This window comes from Streptomyces mesophilus (assembly GCF_011044995.1).
Classification (GTDB): Bacteria; Actinomycetota; Actinomycetes; order Streptomycetales; family Streptomycetaceae; genus Streptomyces; species Streptomyces mesophilus.
The window spans coordinates 1-18,244 of the sequence record NZ_JAAKZW010000164.1 but is presented as its reverse complement, the minus strand read 5'-3'; the positions used below and the strand labels follow the sequence as shown (position 1 = coordinate 18,244).

Annotated in this window: 17 protein-coding genes; 12 read left to right on the top strand and 5 right to left on the bottom strand. The window is 70.2% G+C overall.

Features of this window, described 5'->3' with window-relative positions; genetic code table 11:
• From G6045_RS29040 to G6045_RS29025, 4 genes are all read left to right on the top strand, one after another.
• Positions 1-1,102 (top strand): hypothetical protein (locus tag G6045_RS29040; RefSeq protein WP_165335108.1); only part of this gene is annotated, 1,102 nt, incomplete at its 5' end.
• Positions 1,103-1,205: 103 nt separating this feature from the next.
• Positions 1,206-1,859, top strand: coding sequence for a peptidoglycan DD-metalloendopeptidase family protein (locus tag G6045_RS42225; RefSeq protein WP_165335107.1), 654 nt, complete (start codon positions 1,206-1,208; stop codon positions 1,857-1,859).
• 89 nt (positions 1,860-1,948) lie between these two features.
• Positions 1,949-2,704 (top strand): N-acetylmuramoyl-L-alanine amidase, encoded by a 756-nt coding sequence (locus tag G6045_RS29030; protein WP_165335106.1) that lies wholly within the window; start codon positions 1,949-1,951, stop codon positions 2,702-2,704.
• 29 nt (positions 2,705-2,733) lie between these two features.
• Positions 2,734-4,134, top strand: coding sequence for an FAD-dependent oxidoreductase (locus tag G6045_RS29025; protein WP_165335105.1), 1,401 nt, complete (start codon positions 2,734-2,736; stop codon positions 4,132-4,134).
• A 22-nt stretch (positions 4,135-4,156) separates the two neighbouring features.
• Here G6045_RS29025 and G6045_RS29020 read toward each other — a convergent pair whose 3' ends face one another.
• Genes G6045_RS29020 through hemE form a run of 4 tightly spaced genes read right to left on the bottom strand, consistent with a single transcriptional unit; the run spans position 4,157 to position 8,700 of the window.
• Positions 4,157-5,110, bottom strand: coding sequence for a hypothetical protein (locus tag G6045_RS29020; protein ID WP_165335104.1), 954 nt, complete (start codon positions 5,108-5,110; stop codon positions 4,157-4,159).
• Positions 5,107-6,105 carry a hypothetical protein gene (locus G6045_RS29015; protein WP_165335103.1) on the bottom strand — a complete coding sequence of 333 codons (999 nt, stop codon included), beginning with the start codon at positions 6,103-6,105 and terminating at the stop codon, positions 5,107-5,109. Before G6045_RS29015 ends, G6045_RS29020 begins: the two co-directional genes overlap by 4 nt.
• Positions 6,083-7,582, bottom strand: a complete 1,500-nt coding sequence (locus G6045_RS29010; protein WP_165335102.1) for a hypothetical protein — start codon at positions 7,580-7,582, stop codon at positions 6,083-6,085. The genes G6045_RS29015 and G6045_RS29010 overlap by 23 nt, the downstream gene beginning before the upstream one ends.
• A 53-nt stretch (positions 7,583-7,635) precedes the next feature.
• Entirely contained in the window at positions 7,636-8,700 is a 1,065-nt protein-coding gene (hemE, locus tag G6045_RS29005) for a uroporphyrinogen decarboxylase (RefSeq protein ID WP_165335101.1), read from the bottom strand.
• Between the two features lie 91 nt (positions 8,701-8,791).
• Between hemE and G6045_RS29000 the strand changes: the two genes are divergently transcribed.
• From G6045_RS29000 to G6045_RS28990, 3 genes are all read left to right on the top strand, one after another.
• Positions 8,792-9,451 (top strand): DUF3000 domain-containing protein, encoded by a 660-nt coding sequence (locus G6045_RS29000; protein ID WP_165335100.1) that lies wholly within the window; start codon positions 8,792-8,794, stop codon positions 9,449-9,451.
• Between the two features lie 208 nt (positions 9,452-9,659).
• Positions 9,660-10,322 carry a helix-turn-helix transcriptional regulator gene (locus G6045_RS28995; protein ID WP_052575743.1) on the top strand — a complete coding sequence of 221 codons (663 nt, stop codon included), beginning with the start codon at positions 9,660-9,662 and terminating at the stop codon, positions 10,320-10,322.
• A gap of 81 nt (positions 10,323-10,403) precedes the next feature.
• On the top strand, positions 10,404-11,687 hold the full coding sequence (locus G6045_RS28990) for an HRDC domain-containing protein (protein ID WP_165335099.1): 1,284 nt from the start codon (positions 10,404-10,406) through the stop codon (positions 11,685-11,687).
• Positions 11,688-11,860: 173 nt separating this feature from the next.
• Here G6045_RS28990 and G6045_RS28985 read toward each other — a convergent pair whose 3' ends face one another.
• A complete protein-coding gene (locus tag G6045_RS28985; protein ID WP_165335098.1) occupies positions 11,861-12,274 on the bottom strand; it encodes an organic hydroperoxide resistance protein in 414 nt (137 codons plus the stop codon).
• Positions 12,275-12,369: 95 nt separating this feature from the next.
• On the opposite strand from G6045_RS28985, the gene G6045_RS28980 reads away from it, so the two are divergent.
• The 5 genes from G6045_RS28980 to G6045_RS28960 all read left to right on the top strand — a co-directional run bounded on the left by G6045_RS28980 (position 12,370) and on the right by G6045_RS28960 (position 18,179).
• Positions 12,370-12,945 (top strand): TetR/AcrR family transcriptional regulator, encoded by a 576-nt coding sequence (locus G6045_RS28980; RefSeq protein ID WP_165335097.1) that lies wholly within the window; start codon positions 12,370-12,372, stop codon positions 12,943-12,945.
• 122 nt (positions 12,946-13,067) lie between these two features.
• The gene (locus G6045_RS28975) at positions 13,068-14,282 is read left to right on the top strand and encodes a thiolase family protein (RefSeq protein ID WP_165335096.1); all 1,215 of its coding nucleotides are present in this window, start codon (positions 13,068-13,070) and stop codon (positions 14,280-14,282) included.
• Positions 14,279-16,408, top strand: coding sequence for a 3-hydroxyacyl-CoA dehydrogenase NAD-binding domain-containing protein (locus tag G6045_RS28970; RefSeq protein WP_165335095.1), 2,130 nt, complete (start codon positions 14,279-14,281; stop codon positions 16,406-16,408). The genes G6045_RS28975 and G6045_RS28970 overlap by 4 nt, the downstream gene beginning before the upstream one ends.
• A 179-nt stretch (positions 16,409-16,587) precedes the next feature.
• Positions 16,588-16,953, top strand: coding sequence for an NYN domain-containing protein (locus tag G6045_RS28965; protein ID WP_165335094.1), 366 nt, complete (start codon positions 16,588-16,590; stop codon positions 16,951-16,953).
• A 164-nt stretch (positions 16,954-17,117) separates the two neighbouring features.
• A complete protein-coding gene (locus G6045_RS28960) occupies positions 17,118-18,179 on the top strand; it encodes an LCP family protein (RefSeq protein WP_165335093.1) in 1,062 nt (353 codons plus the stop codon).
• The last annotated feature ends 65 nt before the right edge of the window (positions 18,180-18,244 follow it).

The following is an 18,244-nucleotide window of genomic DNA, read 5'->3' as shown; positions in this document are numbered from 1 at the left end:
CTCCCCCGCCCGCCCCCGCCGGCTCGGCTGGATGGCCGCGGTGGTGAGCGCGCTCTGCGCCCTCGCGACCATGTTCATCTGGGTCGCGGTCGGCACGGGCCACTCACTCGACAAGGCACCGGGCAAGCGCGTGACCACGGCCGCACAGACCAAGGCGGTGCTCGACGCGCACGGGTACGGCAAGCGGACCCCGGTCCGTACCGGCGTGATGATCGAGACCCTGGAGTTCACCGGCGCCAACAACGTCAGGGTCACCGGTTTCCTCTGGCAGCACCTGCCCGCGGGAGACGACGTGACCAAGCCGAACGTGGAGTTCCCCGACGCCATCGACGGTGGCGTGGGCGACGAGTTCTACCGGGACAAGACCCCCGAAGGCCAAGTGATCGGCTGGCGCCTCAAGGTCTCGATGCGCGAAGCCTTCGACTACACCCACTACCCCCTGGACAACCAGGCCGTGTGGCTCGTGATGTGGCCGCGCGACGCCGGCACCGTCCTCGTGCCCGACTTCTCCGCGTACCCGCCCTGGAACGAGGACGAGAAGTTCGGTATCTACCCCGGGCTCGTCGGCGGTGACTGGGACACGCAGTTCTCGACATGGAGCCTGACCGAGGGCCAGGAGCGCACCAACTACGGCAGACCGACCCACTCCATCGACGGCCAGGACGCCGAACTGACCTTCTCCATGGGCGTGGGACGGCAGTATCTGAGCCCGCTGCTCAACCGGCTCGTCCCGCTGATCGTGATCGCGCTCCTGGTCTTCGGATCGCTCTTCGTGATCACCACCGATTCCGACCGGCGAAGTCTCTCCGGATTCACCACCTGGGCCGTCATCGGTTTCTGCGGCTCGATGATGCTGGTGGTCTCCGTGCAGCACAGCTCCTTGCGCTCGGAGACGGCCTCCGGCGGAGTCGTGTACGCCGAGTACTTCTACTTCATCCTCTATCTGGTGATCGGCCTGGTCGCCCTCAACGCCATCGAGCACACCGCGAACAAACGGGTCCCCGTGATCGACTGGCGTGGCAACGCCGCCGCACGCCTTCTGTACTGGCCGGTCGTCACCGTACTGCTGCTGATCGCGACCGTCTTCGGGCTGCTGTTGTAGGCGCCCGGACAGTCCCCTCCCGCCCGGGGGCCGAAGCCCTTTCCAGGCTATCGGCGCCCACTGACAACGCCCGCCGCTCGAACGAACCGAAAGGACGCGGAACATGAGCTCCTGGACCATGCCAGTCGGCAAAGGCCGGGTCACCGCGAAGTACAAGCAGCCCGGCGGCTGGGCGGCCGGCTTCCACACGGGCGTCGACTTCGGCTGCCCGACCGGCACCCCGGTGAACTCCGTGGGTCCCGGCACGGTGGTCGTCGCCGGTGATCAGGGTGCGTACGGCAACTGCGTCGTCGTGCAGATGTCGGACGGCCGTTTCACGCTGTACGCGCATCTCAGCAGCATCGACGTGAAGGCCGGCCAGGGCGTGGCGGGCGGCCAGCGGCTCGGGCTCTCCGGGGCGACCGGCAATGTCACCGGACCGCATCTGCACTTCGAGGCGCGGACCGCGAACCACTACAACGGCCACACGGACCCGCTGGCGTATCTCGCGAGCCATGGTGTCGCGAAGGCGGGCGGCGCGAAGAAGTCGACGGTCAAGAAGGCCGCGGCGAAGAAGACGACCGCCCGCAAGACCACCGCGAAGAAGGCCGCGCCGCGCGCCGCCACGTACACCGTGAAGGCCGGCGACACCCTCGGCGCGATCGCGCAGTCCAAGCTGGGCAACGCGGGCCGCTATCCGGAGATCGCCAAGCTCAACGGCATCCCGAACCCGGACCACATCACGGTCGGCCAGAAGCTGAAGCTCCCGCCGAAGTAGCGCGTTCTGAAGCTCCCGCCGAAGTAGCGCGTCCTGAAGCACCCGCCGAAGTAGCCCGTGCTGAAGCACCCCGTACCCAGGAGGACTTGGTGGCCGATCCGCTCAGCGCCGACGCCTTCCTCGCCGCGCTCAAAGGCGAGGGGGCCAGGGTCGTCGAGTACGACGGCTGGCGCACCCGGAACCGTAACCACAAGGGCAAGTGGGGCCCGGTGAACGGCGTGATGGTGCACCACACGGTCACCCGCGGCACCGACGCCACCGTGAAGCTCTGCGTGGACGGCCACGGCGACCTGCCGGGACCGCTGTGCCACGCGGTGATCGCCAAGGACGGCACGGTCCATGTGATCGGCTACGGACGCGCCAACCACGCGGGCCTGGGCGATCCCGGGGTCCTCGACGCGGTGATCGCCGAGGGACCGCTGCCGAAGGTCGACGAGGCCTCCAAGGACGGCAATCGGCACTTCTACGGTTTCGAGTGCGAGAACCTGGGCGACGGCAAGGACCCCTGGCCGGCCGCGCAGGTGGACGCGGTCGTACGGGTCTGTGCGGCGCTGTGCCGGGCGCACGGCTGGGGCACCACCGGCATGACCTCGGTGATCGGCCACTCCGAATGGCAGCCCGGCAAGATCGACCCCAAGGGTCCGGGCATCTCGATGGACTCCTTCCGCAAGTCCGTCGCCGCCCGCCTCAGCGCCCCGCCCACGTTCACGGTCCGCGCGGGCGACACCCTGGGCTGGATCGCGGAGGCATACGGCACGTCGGTGGACGAACTGCGCCACCTGAACCCGGACATCAAGGACCCGGACAAGCTGGCGGTGGGCCAAACCGTGAAGCTCCCGAGCTAGTTGTCCGAGCCGCGACGTAGCGTGAACGCATGAGCGAACGACTGGTGATCATCGGTGGCGACGCCGCGGGGATGTCCGCGGCGTCACAGGCACGCAGGCTGAAGGGCCCGGACGAGCTGGAGATCGTGGCCTTCGAGCGCGGCCACTTCACGTCCTACTCGGCCTGCGGCATCCCGTACTGGGTCGGCGGTGACGTCGACGAGCGCGACGAGCTGATCGCGCGCAGCCCCGAGGAGCACCGCGAGCGCGACATCGATCTGCGGATGCGCACCGAGGTCGTACGGATCGACGTCGACGAACAGCGGGTCCTGGCAAGGGACTTGGACTCCAATGGCTCCGACGGCTCCGACGGCTCCGACGCGGAGTACTGGACCTCGTACGACAAACTCGTGATCGCCACCGGCGCCCGCCCGGTCCGCCCGCCGCTCGCGGGCATCGACGCCCCCGGGGTGCACGGCGTGCAGACCCTCGACGACGGCCAGTCCCTGCTCGACACCCTGCGGCGGACCGAGGGCCGGCGGGCGGTCGTGGTCGGCGCGGGCTATATCGGGGTCGAGATGGCCGAGGCGATGATGAACCGCGGCTACGAGGTCACCGTCGTCAACCGCGGCGCCCAGCCGATGTCCACCCTCGACGCGGACATGGGCCGCCTCGTCGGCGAGGCGATGGCGGGGATGGGCATCCGGATGGTGAACGAGGCGGAGGTCACCAAGATCCTCACCGGAGAGGACGGGCGGGTCCGCGCGGTCGCCACGGAGGACGGCGAGTACCCGGCCGATGTCGTGATCCTGGGCATCGGAGTACGCCCGGAGACCGGACTCGCCCGCGAGGCGGGCCTGCCCGTGGGCACGCACGGCGGTCTGCTCACGGACCGGGCGATGCGCGTACGCGGCCACGACACCATCTGGGCGGGCGGCGACTGCGTCGAGGTGCTCGACCTGGTCTCGGGCAGCGAACGCCATATCGCGCTCGGCACCCACGCCAACAAGCACGGCCAGGTCATCGGCTCGAACGTGGGCGGCGGTTACGCCACCTTCCCCGGTGTGGTCGGCACGGCGGTCAGCAAGGTGTGCGAGCTGGAGATCGCGCGTACGGGACTGCGCGAGAAGGACGCGAAGGCGGCCGGTCTGCAGTACGTGACGACGACCATCGAGTCGACGAGCCGCGCGGGCTACTACCCGGGCGCGGCCCTGATGACCGTGAAAATGATCGCCGAACGCCGCACGGGCCGCCTCCTCGGCGTCCAGATCGTCGGCCGCGAAGGCGCCGCCAAGCGTGTCGACATCGCGGCGGTCGCGCTCACGGCGGGGATGACGGTCGACCAGATGGTCTCCCTCGACCTCGGCTACGCCCCGCCGTTCTCCCCGGTCTGGGACCCGGTCCTGGTGGCGGCCCGCAAGACGGTGACGGCGGTACGCAAGGCAGGTTAGGGCCTGTCTTGTGGATCAGGCCCTAGGCGGCACCTTCGGGGTCCGGCTCCGCGCGCATCTGCCGGAGCCGGACCAGGGAGTCCTGGGCGACCGAAGCGGTGAACGCCGGGCACAGCAGCGGCTCAAGAGGCGGCGGGTTCTTCAGACACGCTCCCTGCCGCTCGTAGACCCCGCGTCCGCCGGGGCTGCTCAGGTGGATGCCCAGGCAGACGGCGAGGTTGGCCCAGCGGGGCAGAGCGGGGTGTTCGGCATGGCCGCACCCGGGATCCCCCAGCCCGTCGAGCACCGCCTCGAATCCCTGCACGAGGGAGCCGTACGCCTCCTCGGAGCTCCGGGCGGTCCCGTCCCACCAGGTCAGCGCGGCCGCGGTGATCACCACACCGGCCCGGTCCGGCCCATCGGCCCACCTCAAGCGCCGTCCCACTTCGGCGACTTCCGCGCCGATGTCCGTACCCAACTCCGGGTATCCCTCCAGGATCGCCGTGAGCGAGTCGAGGGCGCGCCGGTCGGCGAACGGCAGCAACGGCGGGGCGTCCGGGGCCGATCCGGGCCGGAGCGCCTGAAGGATCATGGCGGCGAACCCGTCGACGGTACGGGGGCAGAGCCACACACCCTTGTCGTAGTTGTCCAGCCACTCGACGCTGTCGTCGGCGAGCATCAGCAGCACGTCGGGGAGCCAGTCGACGAGGTCCACCCACGACTCCTCGAACGGATGCTCCTCGTGCGCGCAGTCCGGCGCCGAGGACGCCCGGCGCACGGCCCGCGCCGCGTCGGCCACCACCTCCGGCACCTCCCCACCGGCCAGTTCGGTACGCGGCAGCATCAGCACCTGCCCGAACGCCCACTGATACGCCCGCTCGCCCCCAGCCGCCGCCATCTCGCGGGCACATTCGAGGGCGAGCCGGTCCTGCTCATCCAGGGGCAGCAGGTCCTGCCCGGTCTCGCTCCAGGCGCGCACCAACTCGTCGTACGTCATGGGGTGTTCCTCAGCCGTCGCAGGGAGTCCTCGGCCGTGGCTGCGACGAAGGCCGGGCACAGGGCGGTGTCCAGCGGAATCGCCCACTCCTCGGGCCACCTCGCGTACGTGGCACGCCCCCGCGCACTGGCCAGGTGCATGCCCACCGACAGGGTCTCGGTGGTGTCCTGCGGCAGTTCGGGATGCACGTCATGGGCGCAGGGACCGGCATCGAGCAGGCCGCGGGCGCGCTCGAATCCCTCCGTGAGCGTGTCGAGGAGCTCCTGGATGTCCACGGTGCCGTCCGCCTCGACCTCGACGTACCAGGCGACGGCGGTCGCCACGAAGACCCGTCCGGCCAGATCGTCGCGGTCCGCCTCCCGCAAGGGGGCGGCCGCCGAGGTCAGATCCCAGGCGATGTCGTAGGTCCTGCCGAGTGGGTAACCCTCCATGATCGCCGTGAGCCCGTCGAGTTCGTACCGGTCCTCGAACGGCAGGAACGGCGGTACGTCCTCGGCGGATCCCGGCCTGAGCGACTCCATCACCACACGGGCGCAACCCGCGGTGTTGCGCGGGCAGAGCCATTGCTCCCGCGGCAGGGGCACCACCCACGCCACCGGTTCACCGCCGCCGAGGTCCCGCAGGATCTCCGCGAAGCTCCACTGGTCCGCCGCCAAGTTGCCCTGGTACGGATGCTCCTGGTGCGCGCAGGGCTCGTCCCGCAGCGCCCGGTCGACTGCCTGAGCCGCACCGAACGCCTCCTCGCGCACTCCTTCGCCCGGGCCACCCGCCGCCAGGAACGGGAGCGCGAGAACCAACCCCGCCGTCCACCGGTACGCGAGCGCTCCGCCCGGGTCCGCGGCCAGTTCTCGCGCGCACTGCAGGACGAGCCGGTCGTGTTCCGGAGGGACCTGGTCGACGAACTCCCTCATCTCGTCCCAGGCCTCGATCAGTTCGTCCACGGACCCCGGTGCAGCGCCCTCGGCCCCCGGTTCACCGGAGGGTCGATCCGTCATCGCCGTCCTCCTCGTCCATCTCCTCGTACCGCTCGTCCATCTCCTCGATGGCTCCCTGCGCCCAGGCGACGAGCAGCTTCGGGCAGGCCCACGCATCGGCCGGGTGCGCCTCGTCCGGGGCCGCGAACTCCCCGGGCGCGTACAGGTGATCAAGGTGGGTCTTCATCGTCTCGCGGCGGTGCCAGTTGTCCCGCAGGCCGGAGTCCGGGTGGCCGTCGCCGTGCGGGCAGTCGTGGTCGAGGGGCTCCTGGTCCACGGCACGCAGCAGGGCGCGGACTTCCCGCCCGACGCCGTAGGGCAGGTCGAAGACCGAGGCGCACCACAGGGCGATGTGCAGCAGGACGAGCCGTTCGTGCGGGTCGATGGCGGTCGCGTGCCGGCGGGCGGCCCACAGGCCCGCGTCGCCGGACGTACCGGGATCCGCGAGGTCGTCCTCCGCGAGGATGACGCGGGTCAGCGCGTCGATGGCGAGCCGGCCGTCGGGCCGTACGAACTCGGCATCCAGAGCGCCGGTGTCACGCTCACCGAACAACTCGGCGTACCGCGGCCGCAGTTGCCCCAGCGCATCCTCGGCCAGCTCCCGCAGGAAGCCCGGACACACCCACATCTCGCCTTCGCCCTCGTCGAGCGCGTTCTCCACGAGATGCGCCCGGCCGCCCGGAGTCCGCACATGGCAGGCGATCTCGGCCTCGGTCTCGTAGTAGAGCTCCTCAAGGTCCGGATGCTCGCCCTCGGCGTGCGGACAGACACCGCCGATGTACGCGAGCATCTCCAGGGCCTTCTCCAGGCCCTCGATCATCGCGTCGAAGACCGGCCGGACCCCGATGCGGTAGTAGACGTACGGGGCGGACACATGCTGGGTGATGACGTATCCGGCGAGCACTCCCCTGGTGCTGCCCGCGTGCGGCACACCGGCATTGCACTCGATCGTGAAAGCGGGATCGCCGTACGGGTAGTCGTTCAGGAAGTCGAGCAGATCCTTCACGTCCTGCTCGTGGTCCTCGGACACGGCCACGGGAATCCCGGGCACCGAGAACGGCGCGATCACATCAGCGGCCACCCGCGCCACGCCCGCGACATTGCGCGGACACAAGTCGGCTTCCCCACGGGGGACTTCGGGGCTCTCGCCGATCAGATACCAGCCGCTCGGCCCGTCGTTCTCACCGAGCTCGGCCAGCTCCGCCTCGTACGGATGCGTCGCGTGCCCGCACTCCCGGCCGGCCGAGGCGTCCGCCGCGGCGACCAGGGCCTCGACGGCGGCGCGTGCGGTCGCCGGCTCGGGGCGCCACGCGAGATAGCCGGTCATCTCCGCGAGCCCGGCGACCCACACGTGCGCCGTCCCACCCCCGGGTTCGGCGGCGAGACGGCGTACACAGTCGAGCACAAGCGGCTCGGCCACGCCCCGCTCGGTGGCGGCATGCACGTGCCGCCACTGCTCGTACAGCGCGGCCGTCCGGGCATCGGGTATCACGATCATGCCCGGTACGACGTACGGCGAGTCCCTTGAGGTTCCTGGGACTTGAGAGGTGTCTAGCGGGCGGTCTGTGTGTGCACGTACTCGACGAGACGCGTCAGCGCGTCCGGATCGGTCGTCGGCAGCACACCGTGGCCCAGGTTGAAGATATGGCCTTCGAGCCCGGCCGCGGCGTCGAGCACCTGACGGGTACGGGTCTCGACGGCCTCGGTCGTGGAGAAGAGGACCGCCGGGTCGAGGTTGCCCTGGAGCGCCTTGCCCGGACCGACGCGTCGCGCGGCCTCGTCCAGCGGCACCCGCCAGTCGACACCGACGACGTCCGCGCCGGCCTCACCGAGCAGCCCGAGCAGCTCGCCCGTACCGACACCGAAGTGAATGCGCGGCACACCGTACGAGGCGACCGCGTCGAAGACCTTGGTGGAAGCCGGCATCACCTGGGCGCGGTAGTCGGCCGGCGACAGCGCGCCGACCCACGAGTCGAAGAGCTGCACGGCGCTCGCGCCGGCCTCGATCTGCACCTTGAGGAAGGCGCTCGTGATCTCGGCGAGCCGGTCGAGCAGATCGGCCCACAGCTGCGGGTCCCCGTACATCAGGGCCTTGGTGTTCTCGTGGTTGCGGGACGGGCCGCCCTCGACGAGGTAGCTCGCGAGGGTGAACGGCGCACCCGCGAAACCGATGAGCGGCGTCTCGCCGAGCTCGGCGGTCAGCATCCCGATCGCCTCGGTCACGTACGTGACGTCCTCGGGCGTCAGGTCCCGCAGCCGCGCCAGATCCGCGCGCGTACGGATCGGCTGCTCGACGACCGGGCCCACACCGGGCTTGATGTCGAGATCGATACCGATCGCCTTGAGCGGGACGACGATGTCGCTGAAGTAGATCGCCGCGTCCACGTTGTGCCGCCGCACGGGCTGCAGCGTGATCTCGGTGACGAGCTCCGGCATCATGCACGATTCGAGCATCGCCGTGCCCTCGCGCACCTTGCGGTACTCGGGGAGTGAGCGCCCGGCCTGCCGCATGAACCACACGGGCGTATGCGGTACGGCCTCACGACGGCACGCCTTCATGAAGGCGGAATCGTACGTCTTGCTCTGCTGGCCCTTGGGGCTGTCCATGGCACTCACACCGGAAAGTCTCCCATGTGCCGTGAAGTGCCCGGCCCGGCCCGAGTGTCCCTGACCGCACGCGGGCCCCGTTCCCCTTAACCTTCCCCGCATGGCTGCGGCTCAGGGACGAGTGTCGGAGGGTGCTGAAGGGATGGACAGTACGGAGGGGAACGCGGCGCATGCCCTGCCGCTCCCGTTCCGCGCGGCCACGGACGCACTGCGTGGAGCGCGGCTGCGGCCGGAGATCGAGGTCGAGCAGGTACGTGCGCCGAAGAAGCTGGCCCCGTACGCGTACGCGCTGGAGGCCGCCGTCGTCGACGACGGCAACGACCTGGCGGACGGCCGTCTCGTCCTCCTCCACGACCCGTCGGGCCACGACGCCTGGCAGGGCACCTTCCGCCTGGTGACGCTCGTGCGTGCGGAACTGGAACCCGAAATGGCCGCTGACCCCCTCCTGCCGGAGGTCTGCTGGTCCTGGCTGACGGGCGCCCTGCAGGCCAGAGGCCTCTCCTACGGCGAACCCAGCGGGACCGTCACCCGGGCCGGCTCCCACTATTTCGGCGGCCTCGCCGAACGCGCCCCGGCCTCCCAGATCGAGATCCGGGCCTCCTGGACCCCGCGCGAAGGCATGGGCGGCGTCCCCGACACGGCCTCCCATCTGATCGCCTGGTGCGACCTGCTGTGCCAGATCGCGGGCCTGCCCCCGACGAGCACCCCGGACGCCTCCGTGGTGTCACTGCCGCAGCGCCGGGGCCCGCAGACGCCCTGATACGCCCCCTCGCACCTGCACCGTTCTGTTTTCACGGGCTGGTTTGGTCCCCGATTTCCGCGGACCAAACCAGCCCGTTTCACTAATTCGTGATCATTCGCTAAAGCCGAACCGCAACCGTGCCGAAGACCATCGTGACCCTGAAAGCACGGTTCGCCCGGCTTCTTCCCCGCAGCCGGCTCCCCCCGCCCCGCACCCAGGAGGCCTGGTGTCCGTTCTCCTCGAGCAGCCCGCAAGCCTGGTCGCCTACCGCCCGAACAAGCCGACCGCCATGGTCGTCGTGGCGGACCCGCGCGTCCGATCCACCGTCACCCGCCACCTCTGGGCGCTCGGAGTACGCGACGTCATCGAGGCGTCCTCGATCGCCGAGGCCCGTCCCCGCATCGGCAACCCGCGCGACATCTGCGTCGCCGATGTCCACCTGCCCGACGGTTCGGGCCTGACCCTTCTCTCCGAAACCCGCGCCGCGGGCTGGCCGAACGGCCTGGCCCTGTCGGCGGCCGATGACATCGGCGCCGTTCGCAACGCCCTCGCCGGCGGTGTGAAGGGCTATGTCGTCACCGGCACCCGCACCAACATCGGTCTGCCCACGCGCCACGGCGCCGCCCAGATCGGTGCCGCCGCCTCCCGGATGCACCGGCGCCCGCCGGGCGCCCCGAGCCACCCGGGCGGCTACCGCGAACTGTCCGGACGTGAGGTCGAAGTCCTGCGGCTGGTGGCGGAGGGCCAGTCCAACAAGGCGATCGGCGTCTCGATGGGCCTGTCCGCGCTGACCGTGAAGAGCCACCTCGCACGCATCGCACGCAAGCTCGGCACGGGTGACCGCGCCGGGATGGTCGCGGTCGCTCTGCGTACCGGAATCATCCACTGATCCCTGTTCCACATGGTTCACGCGCCCGTCGACGGAACGTTCCGTCGACGGGCGCTGTTCATACACAGATACCCTTAACAAGTGACCGACGCCCAAGAGACCGCAGCAGACAGCTCACTGCGAACCACCGGAGGCGGCCCTCCGGACGACGTCGCTCTTGATGAAGCGTCGCCGACCCCCCTGCTCGAACCACGTGACGGCATTCCGCCGGTGATCGCCGACGCCGCCTCGCTCGCCGAGGTGGTCTCCGCTTTCGCCGCCGGTACCGGACCCGTGGCGGTGGACGCGGAGCGCGCCTCCGGCTACCGCTACGGACAGCGTGCCTACCTCGTACAGCTGCGCCGTGCGGGCGCGGGATCCGCCCTGATCGACCCCGTGGCCTGCCCCGATCTGTCGGGGCTCGGCGAGGCGATCGCGGATGCCGAGTGGGTCCTGCACGCCGCCACCCAGGATCTGCCGTGCCTGCGCGAGATAGGCATGATCCCCGAGCGCATCTTCGACACCGAGCTGGCCGGACGCCTCGCGGGCTTCCCGCGCGTCGGGCTCGGCGCGATGGTCGAATCGGTGCTCGGCTACGTACTGGAGAAGGGGCACTCCGCCGTCGACTGGTCGACACGGCCGCTGCCCGAGCCGTGGTTGCGCTATGCCGCGCTCGATGTCGAGCTGCTCGTGGATCTGCGCGACGCCCTGGAGAAGGAGCTCGACCGGCAGGGCAAGCTCGACTGGGCGCATCAGGAGTTCGACGCGATCGCCTCGGCTCCGCCGCCGGAGCCCCGCAAGGACCCGTGGCGCCGGACGTCCGGCATGCACAAGGTGCGCAAGCGCCGGCAGCTGGCGGTGGTGCGCGAGCTGTGGAACGCGCGGGACCGGATCGCCCAGCGGCGCGATGTGTCGCCCGGCAAGGTGCTCAGTGACACCGCCATCGTGGAGGCCGCGCTCGCGCTGCCGCCCAATGTGCACGCGCTCAGTTCGCTGACGGGCTTCGGGCACCGGATGGGGCGGCGTCAGCTGGAGCAGTGGCAGGGGGCGGTCGACCGGGCCAAGGCGCTGCCCGACACCGAGCTTCCGCAGCCGGGGCAGGCGCATGCCGGGCCTCCGCCGCCGCGGTCGTGGGCCGACCGGGATCCGGTGGCCGCGGCTCGTCTCACGGCGGCGCGGGCGGCGGTGATGGCGCTGGCCGAGCAGCTCAACATGCCGCAGGAGAACCTGATCACCCCGGACACGGTGCGGCGGCTGTGCTGGGAGCCGCCGGCGACGCCCGACGCTCAGTCGGTGGCAGCGGTGCTGAGCTCGTATGGGGCGCGGGCGTGGCAGGTGGAGCAGGTGACTCCGGTGTTGGTGGCGGCGCTTTCGGCTACGGCCTGACCCTTACGCGGATCCCGCCGTGCCCCCACAGCTTGTCGGCTCTGGGGGCACGGCTCTTTTGTGCCGCCTGACGGGTGCCGCTGTGCCCACCCTCCCCCAAGCTCTCAACTTCGTTCGAGCAGGGGGTACCCCCATCGCCCTGCGGCACGACTGCCCACAGCTGAGTGGGACGTCTACTCCACGACCAGGTTCACCGGGATGTTGCCGCGGGTCGCGTTCGAGTACGGGCAGACCTGGTGGGTGGCGTCGAGCAGCGTGCGGCCCGCGTCCGCCGGGATCGAGTCCGGCATCTCGACGCGGAGGGTGACCTCCAGGCCGAAGCCGCCCGTGTCGTTCTTGAGCAGGCCCACCTCGGCCGTCACCGAGACGTCCGAGACGTCGATCTTCTGCTGACGGGCGACGAGCTGCATCGCGCTGGCGAAACAGGCCGCATAGCCCGTCGCGAAGAGCTGCTCGGGGTTGGTGCCGGCACCGTCGCCGCCCAACTCCACGGGGTGGGCCAGCTTGACGTCGAGCTTGCCGTCCGAGGTGACCGCGCGGCCCTCTCGGCCGGATGCCGTCGCCACCGCGGTGTACAGAGCGCTCATGAGGTCCTCCTGGACGCGTCACATCATTCCGAACAGACAGGTCTGTCTGCTCTCATGACGGCAGCCTAGACAGACCTGTCTGGTACGGTCAAGTCATGCCCGCGAACAGCCCGAAGAGCCCCGCACGCAGCCGAGTCCTGGACACGGCGACCCGCCTCTTCTACGCGGAAGGGGTGCACTCGGTCGGCATCGACCGGATCATCGCCGAGGCCGGGGTGGCGAAGGCGACCTTCTACCACCACTTCCCCGCCAAGGACGCCCTCGTCAAGGCGTACATCGAGGAGCAGACGCGGCAGCAGCAAGCCGCGATCGACGAGCTGACCGCGGACGGGCCGCGCGAGAAGCTGCTCGCCGTGTTCGACCGCATGGGACAGATCGGCGCGCTGGCGGACTTCCGCGGCTGCCCGTTCATCAACGCGGCGGCGGAGTACCCCGATCCGGCCCATCCGGTGCGGCAGGCGATCGAGGAGTACCGGAGCTGGTTCCGCACGCTCATGCGCGATCTGCTCACCGATGCCGGCGACCCGGATCCCGTACGTACGGCGGATCTGCTGATGCTGATCAGGGACGGGCTCGCCGTCGCCTGCGACCTCGACGACCCCACCGCGCCCCGGCCGGTCGTACGGGATGCGGTGCTGCGGGTGCTCGACGGGGCCCCCGCGGGAGTGTGACCTTCGCCGCTCCGGACGGGGGCACTGTCGCCAATGGTTACCGGCAAGTAGCATGAAGAGGTGAGCGCGCGCTCAGGCGTGTGCGTACGCAGCGATCCCGCACCCCCTGGAGGAGAGCCATCGTGCCTCGTACCGTCAAGGAAGTCGTCTTCGTCGACGGCGTCCGCACCCCGTTCGGCAAGGCGGGCCCGAAGGGCATCTACCACGAGACCCGCGCCGACGACCTCGTCGTGAAGGCCATCCGGGAGCTGCTGCGCCGCAACCCGAACCTGGACCCCGCGAAGGTCGACGAGGTGGCCATCGCCGCCACCACGCAGATCGGCGACCAGGGCCTGACCATCGGCCGCACCGCGGGCATCCTCGCGGGTCTGCCGCAGTCCGTGCCGGGCTACTCGATCGACCGCATGTGCGCCGGCGCGCTGACCGCCGTGACCTCGGTCGCCGGCAGCGTCGCCTTCGGTGCGTACGACGCCGCCATCGCCGGTGGTGTCGAGCACATGGGCCGCCACCCCATGGGTGAGGGCGTCGACCCCAACCCGCGGTTCGTGAGCGAGAAGCTGGTCGACGAGTCGGCCCTGTTCATGGGCATGACGGCGGAGAACCTGCACGACCGCTACCCGACGATCACCAAGCAGCGCGCCGACGAGTACGCGGTGCGTTCGCAGGAGAAGGCCGCGAAGGCGTACGCCGACGGCAAGATCCAGCAGGACCTGGTGCCGGTCTCGGTGCGCAACACCAACCCCGACGTGGGCGAGACCGGTTGGGGTCTCGTCACGGCGGACGAGCCGATGCGCCCGGGCACGACGCTGGAGAACCTTTCCGGTCTGAAGACCCCGTTCCGTACGCACGGCCGGGTCACCGCCGGTAACGCGGCCGGTCTGAACGACGGTGCGACCGCCTCGCTGATCGCGTCCGAGGACTTCGCCCGGGAGCACGACCTCCCGGTCAAGATGCGCCTGGTCTCGTACTCCTTCGCGGGTGTCGAGCCGGAGGTCATGGGCTACGGCCCGATCCCGGCCACCGAGAAGGCCCTCGCCCAGGCAGGTCTGTCCATCGAGGACATCGGCCTGTTCGAGATCAACGAGGCCTTCGCTGTGCAGGTGCTCGCGTTCCTGGAGCACTACGGCATCGCCGACGACGACGCGCGCGTGAACCAGTACGGCGGCGCGATCGCCTTCGGTCACCCGCTCGCCTCCTCCGGTGTGCGTCTGATGACGCAGCTGGCCCGGCAGTTCGAGGACCAGCCGCAGGTGCGGTACGGCCTCACCACCATGTGCGTCGGCTTCGGCATGGGCGCGACCGTCATCTGGGAAAACCCCCACTGGGAGGGCAAGTGAGCACCACCGCTGAGCTTTTGAAGGGTGCTTCCGCGCTCTTCCCGGACGAGGTCGTCACGCAGGCGCACGTACGTCACCTGGAACTGCCGTTCGGCGCCGGCCGTTTCGCGCTGATCACGCTGGACAACGGCCTGGACCACACCAAGCCGACCACCTTCGGTCCGCAGTCGCTCGCCAACCTCGACGTGGCGATCAGCCAGGTCGAGAAGGAGGCGGCCGCGGGTGAGATCGTCGGCGCCGGTATCACCGGCAAGCCGTTCATCTTCGCCGTCGGCGCCGACCTCAAGGGCGTCGAGCTCCTGAAGACGCACGAGGACGCGCTGGCCATCGGCAAGGGCGGTCACGACGTCTTCAAGCGTCTGTCCGCGCTGGCCGTGCCGACCTTCGCGTACTACAACGGCGCCGCGATGGGCGGCGGTGTCGAGGTCGGTCTGCACTGCACGTACCGCACCGTCTCGCAGGCCATCCCCGCGTTCTCGCTGCCCGAGGTCTTCCTCGGTCTGGTCCCGGGCTGGGGCGGCTGTGCGCTGCTTCCCAACCTGATCGGCCCCGAGCGTGCCGTCTCGGTCATCATCGAGAACTCGCTCAACCAGAACAAGCAGCTCAAGGGCAAGCAGGTCTACGAGCTCGGGATCGCCGACGCGATCTTCGAGGGCGCGGACTTCCTCGAGCAGTCGCTGCTCTGGACCGCGTCCGTCCTCAAGGGCGAGATCAAGATCGAGCGCGCCGAGATCGACCGCGGCGAGGCCTGGGACCAGGCCGTCGCCAAGGGCCGCTTCATCGCGGACAGCAAGGTGCACGGCGCCGCCCCGGCCGCGTACCGCGCCCTGGAGATCATCGAGGCCGCCAAGTCCGGTGACCTCCAGGCCGGTTTCGACGCCGAGGACAAGGCGCTCGCCGACCTGATCATGGGCGGCGAACTGCGCTCCGGCATCTACGCGTTCAACCTGGTCCAGAAGCGCGCCAAGCGCCCGGCGGGCGCCCCGTCCAAGGACCTGGCCCGCCCGGTCACCAAGGTCGGCGTCGTGGGTGCGGGTCTGATGGCCTCGCAGTTGGCGCTGCTCTTCCTGCGCCGCCTCGAGGTGCCGGTCGTCCTGACCGACATCGACCAGGAGCGCATCGACAAGGGCGTGGGCTACGTCCACGCCGAGATCGACAAGCTACTTCTGAAGTCCCGTATCAACCAGGACAAGGCGAACCGCCTCAAGGCCCTGGTGACCGGTTCGCTCGACAAGGCCGCCGGTTTCTCGGACGCCGACTTCGTCATCGAGGCCGTCTTCGAGGAGATGGGCGTCAAGCAGCAGGTGTTCGCGGAGGTCGAGGCGGTCGCCCCGGCGCACGCGATCCTTGCGACGAACACCTCCTCGCTGTCGGTGAGCGAGATGGCGTCGAAGCTCAAGCACCCCGAGCGGGTCGTGGGCTTCCACTTCTTCAACCCGGTCGCCGTCCTTCCGCTGCTCGAGATCGTGCGCGGCGAGAAGACCGACGACGCCTCGCTTGCCACGGCGTTCGGCGTCGCCAAGAAGCTGAAGAAGACCGCGGTGCTCGTGAAGGACGCCCCGGCGTTCGTCGTGAACCGCATCCTCACGCGCTTCATGGGCGAGATCCAGAACGTGATCGACGAGGGCACCCCGGTCGCCGTCGCGGAGAAGGCGGTCGAGCCGCTGGGTCTGCCGATGTCGCCGCTGGTGCTGCTCGAACTGGTCGGGCCGGCCATCGGTCTGCACGTCTCGGAGACGCTCAACCGGTCCTTCCCGGACCGCTTCAAGGTCTCCCCGAACCTGGCGGCCGTCGTGAAGGCCGGCAAGCGCGGCTTCTACGTGTACGACTCCGGCAAGCCGGAGCTCGACCCCGAGGTCGCGGCGCTCCTGAAGCAGGGCGATGTCGTCCTGACCGAGGAGCAGGTGCGGGCCCGGGTACTCGACGCGGTGGCGCAGGAGATCGGGCTCATGCTCGACGAGGGCGTCGTGGCCGAGGCCCAGGACATCGACCTGTGCCTGATCACGGGCGCGGGCTGGCCGTTCCACCTCGGTGGCGTGACGCCTTACCTCGACCGTGAGGGTGTGTCGGAGCGGGTGAACGGGAAGCCGTTCCTGGCTCCGGGCGTGGCGAGCGTGCCTGCGTAGGCACCTTGGGCGATACGCACGGGCCGTACGGGAGTTGATCCCGTACGGCCCGTGTGCGTTCGTGCGTCCCCCGACGTATCCCTGGAGCGCACCGTGGCGAACGAGGACAACAGCGGGCCCGGCGAATTCCAGGTGTGGGCCCGCGGGTAGGACGACTGCGCCCACCGGACAATGGGTTCATGTCCACGCTCCTGATCATCGATGCCGCCAACGTCATCGGCTCCGTCCCCGACGGCTGGTGGCGCGACCGGCGCGCGGCCGCCGTACGCCTTCGGGACAAGCTCGTCCCGTACGCGACCGAGGGCCTGCCGCCCGCCCACCCAGGCCCGCTCGACATCGTCCTGGTCGTCGAGGGCCGGGCGCGCGGCGTCGAGAGCGTGCCGGGGGTACGCGTGGACGAGGCGCCGGGCAGCGGGGACGACCGGATCGTGGAGCTGGCGGCAGCGGCCGCGGGCCCGTGCGTGGTCGTCACGGCCGACCGGGAACTGCGGGGCAGGGTGGGCGAGTCGGGGGCGGTGTGCTTGGGGCCGCGGGCCGTGTACTAGACGTTTCGTCAGCCACCCGCGGCGGCGACGGAACTCCGGTTCGATTACCTTGGTGCGTACACCATCGACACCGTGGGCCGGCCCTCCCCCCACCCGGGCCCCACTCCCCTGCGCGTACGCGACACGTCCGCGGCGCGGGGCCGTGAGGAAGAGGGACCCGCTCCATGTCGCACGCCGCTCCGCAGGGCCGCCGCGCCCGCAGCAGCCGCCCCGCGCGCCGCCGCAAGGGCCGCATCGCCCTGTTGACCCTGCTCGCCCTGGTCCTGGCGCTCGGCGGCACCGCGTGGTGGCTCTACTCGGACCTCAACTCCAATATCTCCGCGGTGGATCTCGACAAGGCCCTGGGCAAGGACCGTCCCGAGAGGCAGCCGGCCTCCGGCCAAAATCTGCTGATCCTCGGCTCCGACTCCCGCGCGGGAGCCAATGCCTCCCTGGGTACGGGCCAGGCGGCGGGCGCCCGCGCGGACACCGCGCTCGTGGTGCACATCCCCGAGGGCCGCACACGGGCCACCGCCGTGAGCATCCCGCGCGACACGCTGGTGACCCGCCCCGAGTGCGCCAAGGACGACGGCTCCACGCTGCCGCCCGCGAAGCGCGTGATGTTCAACTCCGTGTACTCCACGGCAGGTCCGGCCTGCGTGGTCAAGACCGTCGAAGCGATGTCCGGCGTACGGATGGACCACTTCATGGAGATCGACTTCGCGGGTTTCAAGGGGCTTGTCGACGCGATAGGCGGGGTGACCGTCACCGTCGACGAACCGATCGAGGACAAGTCCAGCGGCCTCTCGCTGACGAAGGGCACCCACAAGCTGGACGGGACGCAGTCCCTGGCCTTCGTGCGCACCCGGCACGGCGTCGGCGACGGCAGCGACCTCGGGCGGATAGGGCTGCAGCAGCAGTTCATGGTCGCGCTGCTCGGCGAGATCAAGCGGCAAGACCTTCTCGGCAGCCCCACCAAGACGTATCGCATCGCGGACCGCCTCACGGAATCGCTCACGACGGATGCCGAGCTCGCGTCCCTCACCGCGCTCGCGGACTTCGGCCGGAGTCTCCAGGCGATCGATCCGTCCACGATGGAGACGGTGATGCTGCCGGTCGCCTACGACAAGACGGACCCGAACCGGGTGGTCGCCGCGGAGCCCCAGGCGGGCGCCCTGTGGAAGGCACTCCGCGGCGACCAGCCGGTCCCCGAGTCCGCCAGGAAGTCCCCCGCGACCGGCGGTTGAGCACCCGGCCCCGCGCGGGCTCACCCCGGCCCCGACCGCTCATACAGCACCGTCCCCCCCACCAC